The following is a 20649-nucleotide window of genomic DNA, read 5'->3' as shown; positions in this document are numbered from 1 at the left end:
TCCTTGGAGGCGTTTTTTTATTTTTAAAATTTGCAAAACTGAATCGGCTCGTGCATCAGGGTATCTCGGTAGAGAACGCCTTGGTCTGTATGCTGAATCGTTTGTGTGCAAATCCATTCTACCACTTGCGGGTAGATGATATGCTCAAGCGTATGTACACGCTGGGCCAAACTGTTCACACCATCATGTGAACCAACTTTCAGTACACCTTGCGCCAAAGCTTGACCTGCATCCAGTTCAGCCGTCACATAGTGCACGGTACAGCCATGCAGTTGATCGCCAGTATTCAAGACGCGCTGATGAGTATGCATACCTTTGTAATGCGGTAGAAGAGAAGGGTGAATGTTGATCATTTTTCCTTCCCAAGCACTGACAAATTTCTCACTTAAAATACGCATAAAGCCAGCAAGAACCACCAAATCCACATCCCAATCGAGTAATTGCTGATGCATGACATCATCAAAAGCTTCACGATGAGGATACTGTTTGTGTTCAATGACTGCTGTTGCAATACCTGAATTTTCAGCACGCTGTAGCGCATAGGCTTCAGGTTTGTTGGAAATCACACCCACAATTTGCCCTGACAGATTGGCATCAATCAAGGCTTGAAGGTTTGATCCACTTCCTGAAACCAGAACAGCAATTTTAATCATATGACTTAAGCGAATACCACACGGATTTTTTCGTCTGCGCCTTCAACTGACTCAGCATTGTCTACGATATGCCCCATAGTGAAAGCTTTTTCACCTAGGGTATTGAGTCGTTCAACTGTTTTGTCAGCATCAGCAGCATCGACAACTAAGACCATGCCTATGCCACAGTTGAATGTGCGATACATTTCGAACTGTTCAACACCACCTTCACGTTGAAGAAGTTTAAACAATTCTGGCCATTCCCAAGAAGACTCATTCACAACAGCCTGAGCACCATTCGGCAATACGCGTGGTAAGTTACCTGGTAAACCACCACCAGTAATGTGCGCCATTGCGTGTACATCAACTTCTTTTAAAAGTTGAAGAATCGGCTTCACATAAATACGTGTTGGTTCCATTGCAACATCAGCAAGTGGACGACCATCAACGATTTGCGTCAAGTCAACGTTTTTTACGTCTAAAATTTTACGAAGTAGAGAGTAACCGTTTGAGTGAGCACCACTTGATGCAACACCAATTAAAACGTCACCCGCTTTGACTTTAGAGCCATCAATAATTTTGCTTTGCTCAACTACGCCTACACAGAAACCTGCCAAGTCGTAATCTTCGCCTTCATACATGCCAGGCATTTCGGCAGTTTCACCACCAACCAATGCACAACCAGCAAGTTCACAGCCTGTACCAATACCAGTAACTACGTTTGCAGCCACATCTACATTAAGATGGCCAGTTGCATAGTAGTCAAGGAAGAATAATGGCTCAGCGCCACATACAAGAAGATCGTTTACACACATTGCAACCAAGTCTTGACCAATCGTGTCATGACGGTTCAAATTCAATGCTAAACGTAATTTTGTACCAACACCGTCTGTGCCAGATACGAGAACAGGTTCTTCATAACCTTTAGGGATTTTACAAAGTGCACCGAAGCCACCTAATCCGCCCATTACTTCAGGACGAGTAGTACGCTTCGCGACAGATTTGATACGATCGACTAACGCGTCGCCCGCTTCAATGTCGACACCTGCATCTTTGTAGCTTAAACCAGTGTTTGGGGTAGAAGTTGAGTTGCTCATAATGAAGTCTCCGCATTCGCGGGGCGATTATACCTGAATATACGAAACACATATGTTATTTCTGCGCTAAAATGTTATCTTTACTAAAATATTTTTCTCAATAACGATTAAATCTGACAAAGGCGAGATTGCATGCAAGATCGTACACTTAAACGTATTTTTATTTTGGCAGGAATCGCGCTCATATTCTGGGTGTTGTATCTACTCAAGCCTGTTGTTTTACCTTTTATTGGTGCATTTTTAGTCGCGTATCTATTTAGTCCACTGGTCGATAAACTGCATAAAATTGGCTTACCACGTTGGTTATCTATTAGTGCTGTTTTTATCGGTATTGGCGTTGTCATTACATTAGCATTTTGGTATTTGGTTCCACTGGTGTGGGAACAGCTGATGTATGCGAAGAACAGTATTCCTTCAGGTATACATTGGGCGAATTATAAATTTCTGCCTTGGTTATCTGACAGTTTTAATCTGGTCCCAATGGAATTGGATGTTGACCAGATTTCAGCCGCGATTATGGAATATGTACAGACCAACTATAGTGCTGACAGTATTCAGGCCATGATTGCTAAATTGGCTCAATCTGGACTGAACTTTATTCAGATTGGTGGAACGGTTGTGCTGATCCCAATTATTGCATTCTATTTTTTATTAGATTGGGATCGCATGCTGGACAGTTTCCGTCGTCTTATTCCACGGAGATATGAAGAACAGACCTTAGTCATTGTTAAAGAATGTCATAGTGTACTTGGTGCTTTTGTCAAAGGTCAGTTCTTGGTCATGGTGCTCTTGGGCGTGGTCTATGCAATGGGCTTACAGTTGATTGGACTTGAAGTAGGTTTGATTATTGGAATGGTAGCCGGGCTGTGCAGTATCATTCCGTACTTAGGTTTTGCTGTCGGGATTATTGCTGCAGTGATTGCAAGTTTGTTCCAGTTTGGGATTGATTGGATGCAATTACTTTTGGTTGGAGTGGTCTTTATGATTGGTCAGGCAGTGGAAGGCTATATCTTACAACCGTTCTTGTTGGGCGATAAAATTGGCTTATCTCCAGTTGCTGTGGTATTTGCGGTACTCGCTGGTGCGCAATTGGGCGGCATTTTAGGGATGTTAATTGCATTGCCTGTGGCTGCCGTGATTGTGGTCTTATTAAGACATGCACGTGAGTTCTATGAAAATAGCCCAATGTACAGCACACCTACTTTTGTTGTGCAAGATTCATCCGCGGGCTCAATTACGATTGAAACCGATCAAGTTGATGTTGATATTGAACTAAAAAATCAAGCGGTAAAAGCTCAGCAAGCATCTGAAAATTCAAGTAAGATTGATCAGATAGACCATAAAGAACTTTAGGATACACAAACCAGCATGCGTCAATTGCAACTAGATATTGAACCCCAACTCGATGCTCGAATCAGTGATTTTTCTGGGCCGGGATGGGGGCCTGTTATCGATGCGATTCGTCAGTTACATGCAGGTTTAATGAATCGTTTTTATGTGTATGGTGGTGCGGGTTCTGGGAAAAGTCATTTACTTTCAGCAATTTGTGATTCTTATTTGGATGTGGGGAAAACAGCGATTCAAGTTTCTCTACTTGAGTTGTTGGATGCGCCAACAGAAGCAATTACTTCTTTAGAGCGTTTTGACCTTGTCGCTTTAGATGACATTGAAGCCATCAGCGGTGTGCCGCATTGGCAGAAAGCTGTTTTTCACCTGATCAACTACAACAATGAAGAAGGCGGGCAGTTGGTGTTCTCTTCTCGTGTTGCGCCGATTGAATTAAAACTTGAACTACCCGATTTACAATCTCGCCTGACGCAAGCTGTAAGTGTGAAAGTACCAAGCGGAAGTTTGTATGCTGATCGTTCTACATTGGTGATGTCGGTTTTATCTCGCCGTGGGATTCATATCGATCAACAGATTATTGATTATTTACTCGCGCATGGGCCACATCAAACCTCGGTGTTATTGCAAAGTTTAGAACAACTGATTCAACTGTTAAAAGGTGAGAAAACCAAACTGAGTAACGCAAACCTCAGACAAATTTATGCGTTAATTGACGAATATCGGTAAATCATAATATTACTTGAGAAATTGTCCGAGCTGTGACAGAGTACGAAAAATTGTTAGATATTGCAGGGATTTTGCAATCTAAGAATAAAAAGAAAAGATAAAATAAAAGCAAGGAGATCGTTATGCTCAAGAAGAGCATAGGTGTAGCTACGCTATTAGTGGCGAGTCATGCCTATTCGGACAATATTAAAGTGACTATCACTGATGATATTGTCAAAAATGACACGGAATGTTCACTTCGCGAAGCTATCGACTACATTAATCAAGGTATGCCTGAGGCGGGTTATTATGGCTGTGGGGGAAAAGATGCGATTGCCACAGTCATGCTTGAGAAAAATAAAACCTATTTGCTGAATACTCATCTTGCGATTAAAAAAGATTTAACACTCAGAACAAGCTATGACAGTTCTGTGGGGGAAGAAACGGTTCAGGGTTTAAGTAATGCCATCTTAAAAATGAATGGTTCTGACAACTTATTAAGGGTTGATAATGCTGAGAATGCTTTAATTCGTGTGTTAGTAAAAGAGGTTACTCTACAGGGCTGTGCGAAAGACTGCGGTGTGAATCAAGGTGGTTTAATTTATAACAATGAATATTTAGGTCTTGAGTACGTCAAATTAACAGGTGGATTTGCAGGGCAAGGGGGGGCGATTTATAATGTCGCAACCTTGCTCGAAGATGGTACTAGTCGTAGTCTAGTCGAAATTCGCTCTACTCTGGTTGAACAAAACCAAGCACTACAAGGGGCAATATTGTATGGGGACGCCCCTTCTTTTCGGATTTATAATTCAGTTTTCAAAGAAAATAAAACGACAGATGCAAGCAGTGCCAATATTTACTCTGTCAATAATGCAGTGGTTAAAGAAGACACGACCTTATCGAGTTTAGCATCACGTCTGGTCAGTAGTACCTTTGTGAAAAATACAGGTTATGTCGTCAATGTTCGAGATGGCATGGCTTTGAATAACTTAACGGTGGTGGGGAACAGTAAAGGGATTTATTTCAATCCATCTACGAACTTGGCTTATCTAGCTAATAGTATTGTTTTAGGGAATGCTGAAAATACCATCATACAAAACTGTGCTGGGGATTTAAGTAAAGCAGTTCTTCAGAACAACTTAGTCACACAAAGTGACTGTGGCAGTGGTGCAAGCTATTATCCGAATGAGTTTTGGTCTGGCGCCTTGATTGCAGGCAGCGATGTGGTGGGTGAGTGTAAAACCATGTCTGCAGATGCTGACAGTTTATTGTGTCCTTATATTGTTCCCAACCAAAAATTTTTAGGCTATATCCGTCCACGCATTTTAATGAGTCAGACACATTGGTTGGATTCTCCAATTGTGAACAAGGGTAAAGTGGTTGTAAACACAACGGATTCTTTAATTGGCTGTGAAAATTCAGATCAACGTGGTGTGAATCGAAATACGAATAATACCTTTTGTGACCGTGGTGCTATCGAGATTGAAGTTCCAACGACCATTAGCTTAATTGGTGAAGATCTGATAGCGGGGCAAGTAGCTAAACTTTCTGTTGCAGATCTGCTTGGAGATAGTGATCTACTGTCCAAAAATGAATGTGCAAGCTTGTTCAAATCGGCTAAAGCGCCAAATGGTGAAGAATGGCAACCCGGTTGCATGCGGGTGCAGCAGACTCAAACGGTATCCAAAGGTAAAGTAGTGATTGATGAGCTAGGAAATATTACTTACACGCCAAATGGAGCATGGCATGGTGCTGATATTTTCAGGTTACAGCTGGTCACAACCACGACACGTTTTGATGAACATATTCCGTTCGTTGAAGTGAATGTACAAATTGTACAAGAACCACAAAATCATATGGAAAGTGACAAAATTAAAACCTCTGGAGGAAGCACAGGTATTCTGAGCTTACTGGGGTTATTTGCTTTAATTTTGCTGCGTCGAAAATAAAAAGAAAAGGGCAAACATGAAACACTTTAAAAAAGGACTATTGGGTGTCATGGTGGTAGCTGCTATGACATTAATGGCTGCAGAAGATAGAACAATTCATGTCAACACATTTGAGGATGAAGATAATGTAAACATGAATCAATGTTCACTCCGTGAGGCAATCAAAACAGCCAGCTTAAATAAGGCTTATGGTGGTTGTAGTGCGGGGAATACGGGTTCAGGTCAAACCGATTATATTCAGTTAGCAGCGGGGACGTATAAACTGAGTAAGGAAATTGTTCCCGAGTCTAAAGTGGTGGTTTTTGGGAAAAGCCCTTATTTAGATCGTGAGAAAAATCCCATCACTTTTAAGTATCCAGCCCTAGGTGAGTTGACTTCACGGATTGATGCAGGTGGAAAGTCACGTTTATTCAATACCATTACCAAGACCAGTTTGACGCTAGAGAATGTCATTTTAGAAAATGGTTATTCGGCAGATGAAGGCGGTGCTTTATTGGTCGGTGGAGCATTAACCTTAAATAATGCACAAATTCTAAACTCAAAGTCAGACAAAAAAGGTGGAGCACTCTATCTTGTTGGTCCTGGTGAGCATCAGGTGACTGTAAATAACAGTGTATTACAAGGCAACCAAGCGACTGTGGGTAGTATTCTTGCAATGCAATGTTATGCAGGGCTGTTGGATGTAAAAACCAATATAGAATTTAGAGCGAATAGTATTATTTCAAATGGGCAGATATCGAATCTGAATACATTCGATTTTTGTGGTAACCCAAAAGTTGCTATGGCGAATAATACCATCGCAAAAAATACGGTAAATGCAACAAATGGAAGCATTATTTATGCCGTCAATACCCGAGAGCATAATCTAAGTCTTGAGAGTAGTTTCTTATTTTCAAACAACACTATTGTAGAAAACAGTGCAGCAACTGTTTTAGATTATGACGATTTCGGTATGAAGTCGTTGTATTACAATGTGCTTGCATATAATGGAAACACATCATGCCGCTATGTCGGTTCTCAGACACTATCCGATAAATATGATGCAGGTGTGACGGCAGGTTACAATGCGTTTGATACGGAGACCAGTCAGTGTGAACTGGCAGCAAGTGCACGAATACTCGATGGTACGACAGATACGAATATTGATGTGAAAAATGTGGCTATAGGAAGTTTACTCAGTTCTTTAACTTCGCCATCGAAATATAATTTATTCCGCCCAATGTATTTCCCGAAAGTGAATAGTGGTGGAGTTGATTTACTCGATACCAACAGTAAGTTGAGCTGTAATGATAGTGATCAGCGTGGTCTAGACCGTATCGTCGATGGAACATTGATGTTAGCACCTGCGGAAGCCAACAGTTGCGATATTGGGTCGGTTGAGTTACGTCGTTTAGCTGCAGCGGATATTGCTGATTTGAAAAATACTTCGCAGGCAGAGCGTTTACAAGTGTATGAAAATAGCATTAAGGAATTAGAGGAATTAATTGCCAATAAAAATACCAATCCAGACTTTTTGGTCGAGTTTAATGAAGAGTTAAAGCATTATAAAGAGCTTTTAGCGGCAACCAAACTACATCAAAAATATCGGGCGATTTATGTCGATCCCTTCCAGTTTGTCTTGCAAGATGAGGCTGTGGTCAACACTGCTGATGGAACGTCGGCTTTAAAAGAAATGAACACTGATAATTATACCATTACGGAAACTCAGGTATTGGGTATAGGTGTGCTCAGCGCCAAAGATGGTGTGCTAGATACCTCAAAACTCAGAGCGGATCCAACTTTACGCTGTGAGTGGAAGGATGATTTAAAACAAATCATGATTTATCGCACCGATGGCAAGCCTACAACCAGTACGGAATATGTGTATTGCCAATATAGTGTGAAGAGTAAGGCTACGCAGGCAATCTCTTCGGGGATTTTAAAAGCTGAGTTTAGCAATATACAACCAATTGCTAAAACGGATGAATACACGCTGAATTATGGTGGCACTTTAAAACTCAATGTAAATCCACTTGCAAATGATAGTGATGATGGCGATGGTCCGATTAGTACAGTCGCGGCAGAACATCAGCGCCCAGCATTTCACCGTGATGCGAATGGAAAGGATCTTGCTATTCGTATCGTACGTCAGGATGCAGGCATTAATATTAAGCCAGAACGTACAGGTTCTTGTCCGGGAGAATATGAAAAATATGTATGTTATGGCGGGAATATTGAAGTCGAAGTCCGCAATAATTTCAGTCCATTCCCTTATGAAATTGAATATGTGATCTATGATGCAGAGGCTGAAGAGTCTAAATCTGCGATGATGTATTTTACGAACACCGCTAAAAATACCAATACGGAAGCGAGTGGCGGTGGTGGTGGCTCAATGGGTGGCCTTGGGCTGCTTGGATTGTTGTCATTAGCGTGGTTTAGACAACGGCGAAAAATATAAATGTAAGCATAAAAAATGCCTCACATGAGGCATTTTTTTATGGATGTTTCTAAGGTATTTATATTTAACTAGGCATCTTAATGTGTAGCAGTGTTGCTATGGATGTATTTATTGATATATTCATTTCGAATATTCACACGTTCATCTGCATCTGCTTTTTGCATGCGTACACGTAAATCACGTCGTTCTTGGGTGCTCATCTGTTGCCAAGTGTCACGCATTTTTTGCTTTTCTTGCTCAGGTAACTGAGTAAACCAGTCCATACGTTGTTGCAGGGCTGCACTTTGCGCATCGGGCAGTTCTTTTAGTGACTGGTAACGTTGAATCAACGCACGCTGTTCTTCTTCAGACAACGATTCCCATGTTTCAGATACTTGGGTATCTGCATCTTTGGAAAAAATCCAAAAACGGTCAAAACCTGCAAAACTGGTTTGTAAAAAACCTAGCGTGCAAAGTGCAAAAGCGACACGTTTAGCTGCCATGTGGAACAGTGTCCTCACCTAAAACCAATAACATTTCTAAATCTTCAACCATTTGAGGTGAAAGTTTAGGAGTAGAAACCACTTGGTTATGTGGCTTTTCATCAAGGGTTACAGAGTTTGGAAGTACGACAAAGCCAGCAATAGCAGCAGCTAAAGCAAAACCAGACATTTTCCAAAGGCCATAACGTGAGGACTTTTGATCTTGAATGTCATCAAGAACGTGTTGCATCACCACGGGTTTGTTTTTGTGGTGTTGCGCGAGCCCATCAAGTTTGGAGGTTACTTGCTTTAAGAAATCATCTTTCATTCGGATGATCCTCCTAGATGTGGATTCAAATGTGCGAGAGCATTGCGTAAGCCTTGAATCGCACGGTGGTAATGAGTTTTAACGCTGCCTTCAGAACAATTCATGATTTGCGCAGTGGTTGCAGTATCAAAACCTTCCCATGCACGTAACATAAATGCTTGTTGTTGACGAACTGGAAGACCAGCAATGGCTTCTTGAATTTCATCCGCAGTGACAGCTTGACTTAAAAAGTCAGAAGGATTCAGCGCTCTTTCATCGACCACCTCATTCACTTCAAAATCGTCATTATCAAGACTGACTTTTTTGAAGAAAGAAAAGGGTTGTGCTCGACGTGCTTCTTTACGACGCCAATCCTGTAATTTATTGGTTAAAATGGTATAGAACAGGGGATACCATTCTTCCGTAGATCGATCAGAATAAGATTTATGTAATGAAATAAAGGCTTCTTGCACCAAATCCATGGCGATGCCCTGCTGGTTTTGTGTGGCACTTTCCATCATCACTAAAGCACGACCAGTCACTTCCTGCATGAAGTTTTTTAGGCGAGACTCGGCTGTACTCTTAAGAGTACTTGAATCCTGCATTTTAGACTGTTTGGGTACTAAATCCATAGAGATGGAAAATCCTGTCATCGGATACCCACCATTATTTCCTTGATCATGTGCCTATAACGTTGGAAATAATGGTTTGGTTGACAACACAAGTAATTATTTTTCTAGTGTAATCTATTTTTTCTGCTGAACCGACTTTAGTTAATATAACTTAACGATTTTAAAGTCGTTGTCGTACCATTTCAAAAAAGCAGATTGAACCCGCAATAGCGACATTGAGAGATTCTTGGCCACCGGGTTGTGGAATGCTCAATGCTTGCGCATGTGCCAAAGCAAAGTCAGAAACCCCTTGGCCTTCATTACCTAAGATCCAGACACAAGCTAGTGTTAAATCTTTTTGATATAAACTTTCGGCCTGATGCGAGCTGGTCACATACACTGGGATTTCAAAACGTTCGAGTACATCTTCAATGGCAACGTTTTCATAGGTGTTGACTGAGAAGTGTGCACCCATGCCAGCACGTAATACACGTGGTGACCAGAGTGCTGCAGAACCTTTGGTACAAATAACTTGCTTGATACCAGCTGCCGCAGCAGAGCGGAGTAATGTGCCTACATTGCCTGGATCTTGAATGTTTTCCAAAATCAAGGTATCTAAGCTAAAGTCTACACTTTGGCTTGAACTTGGTAAGTCTACAACTGCCAAGAAGGGCAAAGTGGTTCCTAATGTGCTTAAGTCCCGATATAGGCTTTCAGCAATGACAAAAACAGCACCTTCATATTCATCTAAAATATCGCAAATATCGGGGTGTTCGAGTGCATTTTCAGTAGTGAAAATAGAATTGAGCTTCTTCTTTTTTTCAACCCAAGCTAAGCCTAAGTGTGTTCCTTCAAGCACGGTTTGACCTTGCTTTTTACGGTAGCTACTTTGCTCTATTAAACCGCGGAGATGTTTAATCTTTGGGTTGTCTTTTGATTCAAGGAAAATAATCGACATGGAGGAGACTCATGCGCATAACGCGTCAGATGGTTATACGCATTTTAAAAAATTAGTTATGGTAGCCAGTCACTAAATCGACTTCGTTTTTAGAACCAATAATCACCGGGACACGTTGGTGTAGGTCAGTTGGTTGGATGTCTAAAATACGAACGCGACCCGTTGTAGATGCACCGCCAGCTTGTTCAATTAGCATACTCATAGGGTTTGCTTCATACATTAAACGCAGGCGACCTGCTTTTTTGGGATCTTTGAGGTCGTATGGATACATGAAAATCCCGCTACGGCAAAGAATACGGTGAATGTCGCCCACCATACATGCAACCCAACGCATATTGAAGTCTTTCTCACGTGGACCTGTTTTACCTGCGAGAAGTTCTTCAATATAACGTTTTACTGGGTTTTCCCAGTGGCGTTGGTTTGAAGAGTTAATGGCATATTCTTTGGTATCTGCTGCCACTTGAATATTTTCAGAAGTGAGCAAGAATTGTTGAGTTTCTGGGTCGAAGGTAAAGAATACTGTGCCTGCACCGACTGTTAATGCCAACATGGTTGATGGGCCATAAAGCACATAACCCGCAGCAACTTGCTGGTTGCCTGCTTGCATAAAGTCTTCAGCTTGTGTCACTGCATTTTTTGCAGGTAAGATTGAGAAAATAGTACCCACACACATATTGATGTCGATGTTGCTTGAACCATCAAGAGGGTCAAATAAAACCAAATATTTGCCATTTTCTTGAGCTGGTGTGAATTCATCCAATTCTTCAGACGCTAAACCACCAACTTGTGGGTGGATTTTTAGAGCATCAATCAAATAATCATTTGAAATCACATCCAGTTTTTTCTGTTCTTCACCTTGCACGTTTTCATGCTGCGCGCTACCTAAAACACCAGCTAAAGCACCTTTTTGTAAAGCTTGATCGATGGTTTGGCAAGTAGCAGCAATGGTGCTAATCACTTGTGCCAATTCAGGCGTAAGATTTCCCGTTTGTTGTTCTAAAAATTGGGACAGATTGAGATATGACATAAGGGGGAGGACTCCACTAAAACTTGAATACGTAACAAAATCAACATTGCGCTATATTTTAGTCGAGAACGAGACAAAAGAACAATTAAACTCGACTATTTGCTGCGATTTTACCCTTGCAAGTCTTGTGGAAAGTGCTATGTTGATGGAAGGAATATCAGGTAAAAATAGGAGTACAACAATGACAACGCAAAAATTTGATGCGACTCCAACGCCGAGCGAAGGGATTAACTTAGATGATATTTCAGACGATAGCGTGAAAAAAGCGTGGCAAGACTACGAAGCAAAAGCTGAGTATAAAAAGTTCAATAAACATGACATGATTGAATCTATGCAACATGCTGAAGAATCTGATGAAAATCCCAAGCCTGAACAAGTTTAAGTCATAAAAAAGCGCTCCTCGAAAGGAGCGCTTTTTTTATTTCAGTTGTGATACCAGCATTATTTTAAAAGTGGTGGTACTGCTTCGTAGTTAATTTCTACGCGACGGTTTTCTTTCCATGCATTTTCGTCATGGCCTGCATTGATTGGCATTTCTTTACCATAACTAACTGCTTCAAGTTGGTTCGGACTCACACCTGTGGTGATTAAGAAACTTTCAACCGCTTTGGCACGACGTTCACCCAATGCCATATTGTATTCACGTGTACCGCGCTCATCGGTATGACCTGTTAACGCCACACGCGAATTTGCATTTGCCATTAAGAACTGCGCATGTGCTTGTAGCGTTTGGTAATCATCATTGCTGAGGTCGCTACTGTCATAGTCAAAATGAACAACGCGTTTTGCTAAAAATGCTTTGTTGGCTTCAGTCACGCCTTTTGCCGATGCACCTGCAAGATTTTGTGCATTTAAAGCAGCATCTTCACTTAGACCTTGAGTATTGACTGTGGTTGAACCATTTGGGTTTTGACCCGCTTCAATTGTTGCAGCAGGTTTACGGCTCGCACATCCTGTAACCGCAAGAGCAGTCGCTAAGATTGGAAGGGCTAAAAGTTTGATCGATTTCATTCTTCATCTCCATGAAAATTGATGATTATTAAATGACTAGTCATTAAAAAGTTATTTGGGTGCCCAAGCAGGTTCACGGACTTCACCTTGTTCACTTGGTAAATTCATACGGAAACGGCCATCCAGTGACATGATCGACAACAAACCACGTGAACCTTCACGCGTTGCATAGACCACCATCTGCCCATTTGGGGAAAAACTTGGTGATTCATCCAAACTGGTTGGCGTTAAAATATTGGTGACACTTGAGTTTAAATCTTGAATAGCGACTTTATAGTTACTGCCGCTTGGACGGTGAACCAGGGCCAGCTTTTTGCCATCGGCACTCAGCGTACCACGTGCATTGAATGCGCCACGGAAGGTCAGACGGTTATAGCTGCTATTTGCCAAGTCATAACGGTAAATTTGTGCAGAACCACCACGGTCAGAAGTAAAGATAAATGACTTACCATCTGGTGCATAACGCGCTTCAGTATCAATGGCACTGTCGTTGGTCATACGTTGCAGCTGACGGGTTTCCAAGTTCATTTGGTAAATTTCTGGGTTGCCATGCATAGAAGCCGTGAACAACATACTTTTCCCATCTGGAGAAAAGCTTGGTGCGCCATTTAGACCGCGGAAGCTAGCAAGCTTTTCCCGCGCACCTGTGGAAAGGTCTTGGACATAAATTGCAGGGCGTTTGGTTTCAAATGAAACATAAGCGATTTTCTTAGCATCTGGTGTCCAAGCAGGCGATAAAATTGGGTCGCGTGACGTTAAAATTGTACGTGGCTGCTCACCATCAGTATCCGCGATTTGTAGTGTATAGCGTTGCTCTGGTGTAGCAGGATTACGTAGCACATAAGCAATACGACCGCTGAAGTCCCCAGGAATACCAGTTAATGCTTGATAAATAGCATCACTAATCATGTGTGCAGCAGAACGAACGCGTGATGCTGGAACAGTTAATAATTCATTTAAAAGATATTGTTGTTTTTGGACATCATAAAGTTGGTAATGAACTTCGTAACTGCCATTTTCAGTGGTTTTTACTGTTCCTGTAACGACATATGGAACACCTGCGGCCTGCCAGTTGGCTGCGTTCGGATTATTCATGCTGGCGGTTGCAGGTAAATTTTTTGAAGCGCTGGTAAATTTCCCTGAGCGGTTTAAATCCGTTTCAATAATGGGATAGAGGCTACTGTCATTGCTAAAAGGTACGATTGCAATTTTAGGCGCTTCTTCAGGTGCTTTTGCAATTTCTAAATGAAGCTGAGCATGCGCTTGGGTCACTAAGACTGGGCTGAAAGCAGTTAAAATGGCTAGGCTAAGAAGGTGTTTACGCGTCATTTCCATCATTCGTTATTTACTCAAACAAACGGCTTTTATTGTGGGTTTAATTGTTCTACATAATGGCATGATTTTCTAATATTAAAAGCATGAAATTATGACTGATCTGTTATAACACTGTGAAAAATGAGTAAGAATTAAGTCGTTTAAGCGTAAGTGCAAAAACGCATAGGTAGATATGTGTGATAAGGGGGAGTGGCGATTTACTTGTATTGAGTGAAATATCGACTGAAATTAAAGATATTGCACGGATTGTTATTGAAAGCTAAAACAGATTAAACGTATTTAAAATAAGTTATTTGAGTACTTAAAAATACTGTGAATATGGTTGGAAAAATCCCCCTGACTGTTCAGAGGGATTTGGATTATTTCGCAGTAAAGGATGAGGTAAAGCTTTGTGCTTGCCGGCGTGCTTCTGGATCTGAAGGCATTGGATAGGGTGCCGCAGAACGAACAGCTGCTTCAACGCTGGCTTTCATGTCAGGGTCACTGGAGCTCACGATCACAGAGCGTACAGCGCCACTATCTGAAAGCGTGACACGTGCAGTCGCGGTTTTACCCGTTGAACCTGCTGGGGTATCCCATGCACGCTTAATTTTATTTTCAAAGTCGCGCTTAGCTGTTGAAGCAATTTGCTTTGCTTCAGCTTTCTTTTGCGCGGCTTCTTCGGCAGCTTGTTTTGCAGATGAAGCACGTGCTTCTTCAGCTGCACGTTCTTTTGCTTCAGCATCGGCTTTACGTTTTGCATCAGCAGTAGTCTTGGCTTTTTCTGCATCGGCTTTGGCTTTTGCATCAGCATTTGCCTTAGCTTTATCCGCATCAGCCTTACGTTTCGCATCAGCGTCAGCTTTGGTCTTCGCTGCATCTGCTTTAGCTTTAGCATCGGCATTTGCCTTGGCTTTATCGGCGTCTGCTTTGGCTTTTGCATCAGCGTCTGCTTTGGCTTTTGCATCAGCGGCGGCTTTTGCTTTGTCCGCATCGGCTTTACGTTTTGCATCAGCGGCAGCCTTGACTTTATCTGCATCGGCTTTGGCATCAGCCGCAACTTTAGCTTTATTGGCATCAGTAATTTGTTGCTGCTTTTTAGCGAGATCGGCTTTCTTTTGTGCGTCAAGCTTCGCTTTTTGCACTGCCTCTGCTTTTTTCAATGCTTCTAAGTTTGCTCGGCGTTTGGCGTCTGCTTCGGCTTTCGCCGCTGCATCTGCTTTGGCTTTCTCAGCATTTTTAGCTTGCTCCGCTGCACGGGCAGTAGCACGTTCTTGCTGAGCTTGTAGTTTTTCAGCTTCAGCCTTTGCACGTGCCTGAATCTGCTGCTGTAGTTCAGTTTTACGCGCTGCCGCTTCAGCAGCTCTGGCATCCGCTACTGCTTTTTGAGCGTCGACCTTTGGTACAACGGGTGTTATAGGTGGCGTGGTTGGGATAACAGGTGCAGGCTCTACAGCGGGCGTAGCAGTTTGTGTGATTTCTTTGGCTACATTTTCATGTGCTGTTTCAGTAAACTCTGTTTCTTCAAGCGTAACAGGCTTTAAGTCCTCAGGCTTGATGAGCACAGTTCTAATTTGCTTCGGTGGCTCTGGTGGTTTACTCATACCAAGATAAAGTAAGCCAACAACAGCAATCACATGGACACCAAAGGTAAATCCAAGCGCGATGGCTTTTTGTTTAAAAGGTGGCTTTTTAAAATCTTTCATAAATTACTTTAATGGCTCTGTGAGTAATCCAACTTGGCTGAGACCCGCTTCTTGTAGGCTGTTCATGAGCGACATGACTTCGCCATAAGAGCGTGACTGTTCACCTTCCACAACAACGGTTAAAGTTTTATTTTCAGCCTGAGCTTGTTGCTGTGCTTCACTTAAAATAGACGTCAATTCAGATAAAGCCAAAGGTTCAGCTGAACTATGCGTTTTATATTTAAGGAAATAGCGACCCTCTTTATCTAAGCTGACCATTGCAGGTGCATCTTTTGATTCAATGGGATTGCCATTGGCTTGAGGAAGATCGACATTGATGCCGCTCGTAATCATGGGTGCGGTGACCATAAAAATCACTAATAATACGAGCATCACGTCAATATATGGGACGACGTTCATCTCACTTTTTAGTGGTTTCTTAATGCGCTCGAAGCGTCCTGAACGTTGAATTGCCATTAGTCATGTTCCTTAGTTTCACCCAAAGACTGACGTTGTAATAACGCAACCATTTCTTCTGCAAATAAAGCACGGTCGGAGTAAACCGTTTCGCCTTTTCCGGTGTAATGGTTAAATGCCAATACTGCAGGAATCGCTGCAAATAAACCAATCGCTGTAGCGATGAGGGCTTCAGCAATACCAGGTGCAACAGTTGCAAGGGTGACTTGATCTACGTCTGCTAAACCGATGAATGCATTCATGATGCCCCAAACAGTACCAAATAAGCCAACATACGGGGCAACAGAACCAATGCTGGCCAAAGCACCTAAGCCTTGTTCAAGTTGGCTTTGGTCACGACTTAGACCGACGCGTAAAATACGTTCTGTACCTTCAATCGTTTGTGCTGGAGCAGCATTGCGTTTTTTTAGTTTTAAAAATTCGCCTAAACCTTGATAAAAAATATCCTCAAGGCCGACACGTTTGGAATTAAGTTGCGCATTGTTATACAGCGTATTCAGTTCAGCACCCGACCAAAAGATTTTTTGAAAATGGTCATCGTCTGCCTGTGCTTTTTTATAACTCATGTGTAACTTGGCAATCAGATACCAGCTAAACAGCGAGGCCAAAAGTAAAGCCAGCATTACCAGTTGTACGACTGGGCTTGCTTGTAATATTAGATCTGAAACTTGAAGAGATGATTCGAGTTGAGTTGCCATAGTTACTACATGTGCCAATAATTTTTTTAGTCTTGTCCTAATTCTTTTAGAATCAGTTCGCGGATTTCATCGGGAAGTCGACGTGGTTTCATTTCTGAACTGATACATGCCAATTCGACCTCACCTGATGCAAGCATGATTTCACCACGATAAATATTTTGTTGCAACACAAATGACGTAGCCTTACACGAAACAACACTTGCTGTAACAGTAATTAAATCATCCATTAAAATTGGACGTGAATATTTCACATTAATTTTGTGTACAACGAAGTTATAGTCTTTTTGATGCCAGTAATGATCTACACCAGAAGCTCGTAACCACTCGGTACGGGTACGCTCCATAAAGCGAATATGATTGGCATGGTACACAATGCCACCTGCATCAGTATCTTCAATATAGACACGAATGTTGAATTCAAATTTATTCGCCATGAGAGTATTCCGTTTTTCCAGTTTTACGAGTCGATTTAGATTGACTTGGCGCTTTTATATTTAAGGACATGGTCTTAAAATTGGTGCACGTCAAAGTACTAATGCGTCGCAGTTTAGCATTATGAGATTTCACTCCAATGGCACAAGATGTCAAATATTCTGCTTCGTGACCGCTCGAGTTACATGTGGTGAAAATCTGGATTGGGTGTGATAATTTGATCCATGCTGTGCTCAGCTGTATTTCGTTTTTTTAAATAGTCCAAAATTTTACGTGTTTATAGATTTTATGAGCCATAATCATCAAGCTACACCTTCGCAACTCATGTCTGTGATTCAGACGCAAACAGCCATCGCAAAGCTCGGTTTGGATCTGAATGCAGTCATGACCTTGGTCGCTGAACAAGCGCAGCAAATTACCAATGCGAAAGGTGCTGTGGTCGAACTCGATGAAGATGGGGATATGGTTTATCGTGCTGTATCTGGCGGAGCTGCACATTTACTGGGGCTGCGACTTTCCAAATTAAATAGTTTGTCAGGTTTATGTGTAGAGCAAAATACCACGTTATATTGTACCGATAGTGAAAATGACCCTCGAGTAGACCGTGAAGCATGTCGTCGCGTTGGGTTAAGATCGATGGCCGTTGTACCCTTGACACATTGCGGCGAAGCAGTGGGTGTACTTAAAATTTATTCTGAGGAGGTAGAAGCCTTTAAAGAAGGTGATTTACAGCTTTTAAGTCTGATGTCAGAGTTAATTGCAGCAGCCATGTATCACGCCACCAAGTTTGGCGCACAGGAGTTATATAAACTTGCAACCCAAGATCACCTGACCGGTTTATCTAATCGTGCATTATTTCTAGATTATTTAAGACAAGGAGTCATGCAGGCTCAGAAATATGGGAAGCAGATTGGTGTTTTAATGATTGATATGGATGGCCTAAAAAGTATCAATGATCAATTTGGGCACCGCATGGGAGATGTTGCACTAAAGGAAATTGCGCATCGCATTAAAAATAATACACGACAAGAAGACTTGGTTGCGCGGTTGGGTGGTGATGAGTTTGCGGTGATCTTAAGTAGTGTTGCAAACCGAGACTTAGCAACATCGGCCATGAATCGAATTGCAGAAGCGTGTGGTCTCCCTTTTCGGTTTGAGCAGTTAGACCTAAAAATAGGGGCGAGTATTGGACTTGCCATCTACCCTGAGGATGCTTTGGGGATAGAGCCTTTAATTGAATTTGCAGATCAACAAATGTATTCACAGAAAAGACAACGTAAGACCGTACAATGAAATCATATCTATGATTAATCAAAACCATCAGACTGAGTGTCAACCTGATGGGATGAACTGAGATCTTACAATTACTGTTGGCTTTGAAGGTTGAGTTTTTGCTCAGATTTTTTGAACAGTGCCAGATGCTCAAATTGCCATAATGAAACCTTAAATATCATGGCAAAAGAACCTTGATCAGTTTTAAGGTTCCATTTTGATCACATTATTCTACTTTTATTTGTCCTTCGGTTCAGGCGGTGTCATGCCAAACTGTAAATACGCCATATTGGTGGCAATACGGCCACGGGCTGTCCGCATGACATAACCTTGTTGAATCAAATACGGTTCAATCACGTCCTCTAATGTACCTGAGTCTTCAGCCATCGCTGCTGCCAAAGCTTCTACACCACCAGGGCCGCCATCAAAACGTTCAAGTAACATACTCAAATAACGACGGTCTAAAGTATCTAAACCATCTTTATCGACATTGAGCATATCGAGTGCACGCTGAGCCATATCTTGTGTCACTTCACCTGTACCTTTGACTTGCGCATAGTCACGGACTCGACGCAATAAACGGTTGGCAATACGTGGTGTGCCGCGCGAACGACGAGCAATTTCTCCTGACCCTTCACGCGTAATAGGTACATCCATCAAATTGGCAGAACGAGTCACAATATGCGTCAAGTCAGTGACTGAGTAGAATTCAAGGCGTTGTACGATGCCAAAACGGTCACGTAAAGGCGAAGTGAGCAGGCCAGCACGTGTGGTTGCGGCAACTAGAGTAAAAGGGGGTAAGTCGAGCTTAATTGAACGCGCCGCAGGACCTTCACCAATCATAATATCGAGTTGGTAGTCTTCCATGGCTGGATAAAGAATTTCTTCAATCACTGGTGAAAGGCGGTGGATTTCGTCGATGAACAGCACATCACCTTCTTCAAGGTTGGTCAGCATGGCTGCCAAATCCCCAGCACGTTCTAGTACAGGGCCAGAAGTCGATTTTAAATTTCCACCCATTTCACGGGCAATAATGTTTGCAAGTGTGGTTTTACCCAGTCCCGGTGGACCAAAAATTAAGGTGTGATCAAGGGCTTCACCACGACCACGTGCTGCGCCAATAAAGATTTCCATTTGTTCACGAACCACGGGCTGACCGATGTAGTCATCGAGTGAGGTCGGGCGGATAGCGCGGTCGATATGATCTTCAGGTTTTTCGGAACCACCGATGAGACGGTCTTGCATATATTATTTAAACTTTAAGTGAATATGCTTCTTAGCAAAATGTCAGAAAAGAAAGTATGTACCTTAACGGAGTCTTCCCAGTTTCAAGCGAAACTCAGGATAACCTGCGGTTCGCCTTACTTTTGTTTTGGCAAAAGTAAGCAAAACCATCGTCATTCGCAAAACTCATTGAATGAAAGTTCGTATCGACTATATCGCAGAAACATTGATGTGCAAATGTCTCCTGATTCGAACAGTTGCGAATGACACTTACGTGTATCAAAGGTCGTCTTGATTGAAGTGCTTTATTTATTCATTGACTTGAGTGCAGCACGGATGATGTCGCTCGCTTCAGTAAAATCACCTTTTGCAGCATTGACCAATTTCTGTGCTTCCAAAGGTTTGTAACCTAAGGATTGTAATGCAGCTTCTGCTTCTGCAACGGCAGAGTTCCCTGTGAACTGAATTTGTTCAACAGTTGAATTGCTTGGCACTGTGCCTGAAGACATCGCTTTAAAGCGATCACGTAATTCGATCATGAGCCGTTCAGCAGTTTTCTTACCCACCCCCGGTACTTTGACCAGTGTATTGATATCTTCATGTTCGACAGTATGAATCAGCATGTCGACACTGAGTGTGGATAAAATGCCTAAAGCCATTTTAGGGCCGACACCGTTGACTTTTAGTAGGGTGCGAAAAATGATTTTTTCTTGTTGATGCAAAAAGCCATAAAGCAGTTGAGCATCTTCACGTACGGCAAGGTGCGTCCATAAGGTAATTTTCTGGCCTTTTTGTAGTTGGCAAAATGTGGTGAGTGGTGTATCAATTTCATAACCGACACCATTTACATTTAAAAGTACGGTGGGTGCTTCTAGTGCGAAGACTTCACCAATAAGACATCCGATCATGTTGTGTGATTCACTTTTTTATCAATGGTTGTATAGTAGTGAGCATTGCGCAGAAAGGCAAAAGACTCACGGAAAATTGAGTTCGGATTGATGGCTT

21 protein-coding genes are annotated in these 20649 nt (G+C 42.1%); 6 read left to right on the top strand and 15 right to left on the bottom strand.

Annotated elements, in window-relative coordinates; all coding sequences use genetic code 11:
• Positions 1–23 precede the first annotated feature (23 nt).
• Positions 24–653 (bottom strand): phosphoribosylglycinamide formyltransferase, encoded by a 630-nt coding sequence (gene purN, locus RR876_RS01305; RefSeq protein WP_332476982.1) that lies wholly within the window; start codon positions 651–653, stop codon positions 24–26.
• 5 nt (positions 654–658) lie between these two features.
• Positions 659–1729 (bottom strand): phosphoribosylformylglycinamidine cyclo-ligase, encoded by a 1071-nt coding sequence (gene purM / locus RR876_RS01300; protein ID WP_332476983.1) that lies wholly within the window; start codon positions 1727–1729, stop codon positions 659–661.
• Between the two features lie 132 nt (positions 1730–1861).
• On the opposite strand from purM, the gene RR876_RS01295 reads away from it, so the two are divergent.
• The 4 genes from RR876_RS01295 to RR876_RS01280 all read left to right on the top strand — a co-directional run bounded on the left by RR876_RS01295 (position 1862) and on the right by RR876_RS01280 (position 8167).
• Complete coding sequence (locus RR876_RS01295) at positions 1862–3082, top strand: AI-2E family transporter (protein ID WP_332476984.1); 1221 nt, start codon at positions 1862–1864, stop codon at positions 3080–3082.
• A gap of 15 nt (positions 3083–3097) precedes the next feature.
• Positions 3098–3802, top strand: coding sequence for a DnaA regulatory inactivator Hda (gene hda, locus RR876_RS01290; protein WP_332476985.1), 705 nt, complete (start codon positions 3098–3100; stop codon positions 3800–3802).
• Positions 3803–3924: 122 nt separating this feature from the next.
• Positions 3925–5730, top strand: a complete 1806-nt coding sequence (rbtA, locus tag RR876_RS01285) for a rhombotarget A (RefSeq protein ID WP_332476986.1) — start codon at positions 3925–3927, stop codon at positions 5728–5730.
• 16 nt (positions 5731–5746) lie between these two features.
• Positions 5747–8167, top strand: coding sequence for a CSLREA domain-containing protein (locus tag RR876_RS01280; RefSeq protein ID WP_332476987.1), 2421 nt, complete (start codon positions 5747–5749; stop codon positions 8165–8167).
• Between the two features lie 77 nt (positions 8168–8244).
• Here the strand turns inward: RR876_RS01280 and RR876_RS01275 are convergent, their stop codons facing one another.
• The 5 genes from RR876_RS01275 to RR876_RS01255 all read right to left on the bottom strand — a co-directional run bounded on the left by RR876_RS01275 (position 8245) and on the right by RR876_RS01255 (position 11531).
• Positions 8245–8649 carry a DUF3106 domain-containing protein gene (locus RR876_RS01275; RefSeq protein WP_010326404.1) on the bottom strand — a complete coding sequence of 135 codons (405 nt, stop codon included), beginning with the start codon at positions 8647–8649 and terminating at the stop codon, positions 8245–8247.
• Positions 8639–8956: a hypothetical protein gene (locus tag RR876_RS01270; RefSeq protein WP_004693889.1), complete on the bottom strand. Its 318-nt coding sequence runs from the start codon at positions 8954–8956 to the stop codon at positions 8639–8641. Before RR876_RS01270 ends, RR876_RS01275 begins: the two co-directional genes overlap by 11 nt.
• Complete coding sequence (locus tag RR876_RS01265) at positions 8953–9567, bottom strand: RNA polymerase sigma factor (protein ID WP_332476988.1); 615 nt, start codon at positions 9565–9567, stop codon at positions 8953–8955. The genes RR876_RS01270 and RR876_RS01265 overlap by 4 nt, the downstream gene beginning before the upstream one ends.
• Positions 9568–9727: 160 nt before the next feature.
• Positions 9728–10504 (bottom strand): RNA methyltransferase, encoded by a 777-nt coding sequence (locus RR876_RS01260; RefSeq protein ID WP_332476989.1) that lies wholly within the window; start codon positions 10502–10504, stop codon positions 9728–9730.
• 52 nt (positions 10505–10556) lie between these two features.
• Positions 10557–11531, bottom strand: coding sequence for a class 1 fructose-bisphosphatase (locus RR876_RS01255; protein ID WP_259233518.1), 975 nt, complete (start codon positions 11529–11531; stop codon positions 10557–10559).
• Positions 11532–11712: 181 nt separating this feature from the next.
• Between RR876_RS01255 and RR876_RS01250 the strand changes: the two genes are divergently transcribed.
• Positions 11713–11913, top strand: a complete 201-nt coding sequence (locus RR876_RS01250; protein ID WP_004980614.1) for an NF038105 family protein — start codon at positions 11713–11715, stop codon at positions 11911–11913.
• Between the two features lie 59 nt (positions 11914–11972).
• On the opposite strand, the gene pal is transcribed toward RR876_RS01250, so the two are convergent.
• From pal to ybgC, 6 genes are all read right to left on the bottom strand, one after another.
• Positions 11973–12542, bottom strand: coding sequence for a peptidoglycan-associated lipoprotein Pal (gene pal, locus RR876_RS01245; protein ID WP_332476990.1), 570 nt, complete (start codon positions 12540–12542; stop codon positions 11973–11975).
• A gap of 51 nt (positions 12543–12593) precedes the next feature.
• Positions 12594–13877: a Tol-Pal system beta propeller repeat protein TolB gene (tolB, locus tag RR876_RS01240; RefSeq protein WP_005399723.1), complete on the bottom strand. Its 1284-nt coding sequence runs from the start codon at positions 13875–13877 to the stop codon at positions 12594–12596.
• A 359-nt stretch (positions 13878–14236) separates the two neighbouring features.
• The gene (gene tolA, locus RR876_RS01235; RefSeq protein WP_332476991.1) at positions 14237–15562 is read right to left on the bottom strand and encodes a cell envelope integrity protein TolA; all 1326 of its coding nucleotides are present in this window, start codon (positions 15560–15562) and stop codon (positions 14237–14239) included.
• A gap of 3 nt (positions 15563–15565) precedes the next feature.
• A complete protein-coding gene (tolR, locus tag RR876_RS01230) occupies positions 15566–16018 on the bottom strand; it encodes a protein TolR (RefSeq protein WP_004693872.1) in 453 nt (150 codons plus the stop codon).
• Positions 16018–16716, bottom strand: coding sequence for a protein TolQ (tolQ, locus tag RR876_RS01225; RefSeq protein WP_004693871.1), 699 nt, complete (start codon positions 16714–16716; stop codon positions 16018–16020). The genes tolR and tolQ overlap by 1 nt, the downstream gene beginning before the upstream one ends.
• 26 nt (positions 16717–16742) lie before the next feature.
• Positions 16743–17150 carry a tol-pal system-associated acyl-CoA thioesterase gene (gene ybgC / locus RR876_RS01220; protein WP_004693869.1) on the bottom strand — a complete coding sequence of 136 codons (408 nt, stop codon included), beginning with the start codon at positions 17148–17150 and terminating at the stop codon, positions 16743–16745.
• A gap of 286 nt (positions 17151–17436) precedes the next feature.
• Here ybgC and RR876_RS01215 point away from each other — a divergent pair, with 286 nt between their 5' ends.
• A complete protein-coding gene (locus RR876_RS01215) occupies positions 17437–18441 on the top strand; it encodes a sensor domain-containing diguanylate cyclase (RefSeq protein WP_332476992.1) in 1005 nt (334 codons plus the stop codon).
• A 216-nt stretch (positions 18442–18657) separates the two neighbouring features.
• Here RR876_RS01215 and ruvB read toward each other — a convergent pair whose 3' ends face one another.
• Together ruvB and ruvA are read right to left on the bottom strand one after the other, a co-directional pair.
• Positions 18658–19665 (bottom strand): Holliday junction branch migration DNA helicase RuvB, encoded by a 1008-nt coding sequence (gene ruvB, locus RR876_RS01210; RefSeq protein WP_004980602.1) that lies wholly within the window; start codon positions 19663–19665, stop codon positions 18658–18660.
• Between the two features lie 284 nt (positions 19666–19949).
• On the bottom strand, positions 19950–20552 hold the full coding sequence (gene ruvA, locus RR876_RS01205) for a Holliday junction branch migration protein RuvA (protein WP_125280477.1): 603 nt from the start codon (positions 20550–20552) through the stop codon (positions 19950–19952).
• Between the last annotated feature and the right edge of the window lie 97 nt (positions 20553–20649).

The sequence above is a fragment of the Acinetobacter sp. genome, assembly GCF_036666595.1.
GTDB lineage: Bacteria > Pseudomonadota > Gammaproteobacteria > Pseudomonadales > Moraxellaceae > Acinetobacter.
This window is presented reverse-complemented; position numbering and strand designations above follow the sequence as displayed.

Coding starts and splice junctions, on each gene's coding strand:
- purN (WP_332476982.1), bottom strand. CDS start 653: ATGATTAAAATTGCTGTTCTGGTTTCAGGAAGTGGATCAAACCTTCAA.
- purM (WP_332476983.1), bottom strand. CDS start 1,729: ATGAGCAACTCAACTTCTACCCCAAACACTGGTTTAAGCTACAAAGAT.
- RR876_RS01295 (WP_332476984.1), top strand. CDS start 1,862: ATGCAAGATCGTACACTTAAACGTATTTTTATTTTGGCAGGAATCGCG.
- hda (WP_332476985.1), top strand. CDS start 3,098: ATGCGTCAATTGCAACTAGATATTGAACCCCAACTCGATGCTCGAATC.
- rbtA (WP_332476986.1), top strand. CDS start 3,925: ATGCTCAAGAAGAGCATAGGTGTAGCTACGCTATTAGTGGCGAGTCAT.
- RR876_RS01280 (WP_332476987.1), top strand. CDS start 5,747: ATGAAACACTTTAAAAAAGGACTATTGGGTGTCATGGTGGTAGCTGCT.
- RR876_RS01275 (WP_010326404.1), bottom strand. CDS start 8,649: ATGGCAGCTAAACGTGTCGCTTTTGCACTTTGCACGCTAGGTTTTTTA.
- RR876_RS01270 (WP_004693889.1), bottom strand. CDS start 8,956: ATGAAAGATGATTTCTTAAAGCAAGTAACCTCCAAACTTGATGGGCTC.
- RR876_RS01265 (WP_332476988.1), bottom strand. CDS start 9,567: ATGGATTTAGTACCCAAACAGTCTAAAATGCAGGATTCAAGTACTCTT.
- RR876_RS01260 (WP_332476989.1), bottom strand. CDS start 10,504: ATGTCGATTATTTTCCTTGAATCAAAAGACAACCCAAAGATTAAACAT.
- RR876_RS01255 (WP_259233518.1), bottom strand. CDS start 11,531: ATGTCATATCTCAATCTGTCCCAATTTTTAGAACAACAAACGGGAAAT.
- RR876_RS01250 (WP_004980614.1), top strand. CDS start 11,713: ATGACAACGCAAAAATTTGATGCGACTCCAACGCCGAGCGAAGGGATT.
- pal (WP_332476990.1), bottom strand. CDS start 12,542: ATGAAATCGATCAAACTTTTAGCCCTTCCAATCTTAGCGACTGCTCTT.
- tolB (WP_005399723.1), bottom strand. CDS start 13,877: ATGGAAATGACGCGTAAACACCTTCTTAGCCTAGCCATTTTAACTGCT.
- tolA (WP_332476991.1), bottom strand. CDS start 15,562: ATGAAAGATTTTAAAAAGCCACCTTTTAAACAAAAAGCCATCGCGCTT.
- tolR (WP_004693872.1), bottom strand. CDS start 16,018: ATGGCAATTCAACGTTCAGGACGCTTCGAGCGCATTAAGAAACCACTA.
- tolQ (WP_004693871.1), bottom strand. CDS start 16,716: ATGGCAACTCAACTCGAATCATCTCTTCAAGTTTCAGATCTAATATTA.
- ybgC (WP_004693869.1), bottom strand. CDS start 17,150: ATGGCGAATAAATTTGAATTCAACATTCGTGTCTATATTGAAGATACT.
- RR876_RS01215 (WP_332476992.1), top strand. CDS start 17,437: ATGAGCCATAATCATCAAGCTACACCTTCGCAACTCATGTCTGTGATT.
- ruvB (WP_004980602.1), bottom strand. CDS start 19,665: ATGCAAGACCGTCTCATCGGTGGTTCCGAAAAACCTGAAGATCATATC.
- ruvA (WP_125280477.1), bottom strand. CDS start 20,552: ATGATCGGATGTCTTATTGGTGAAGTCTTCGCACTAGAAGCACCCACC.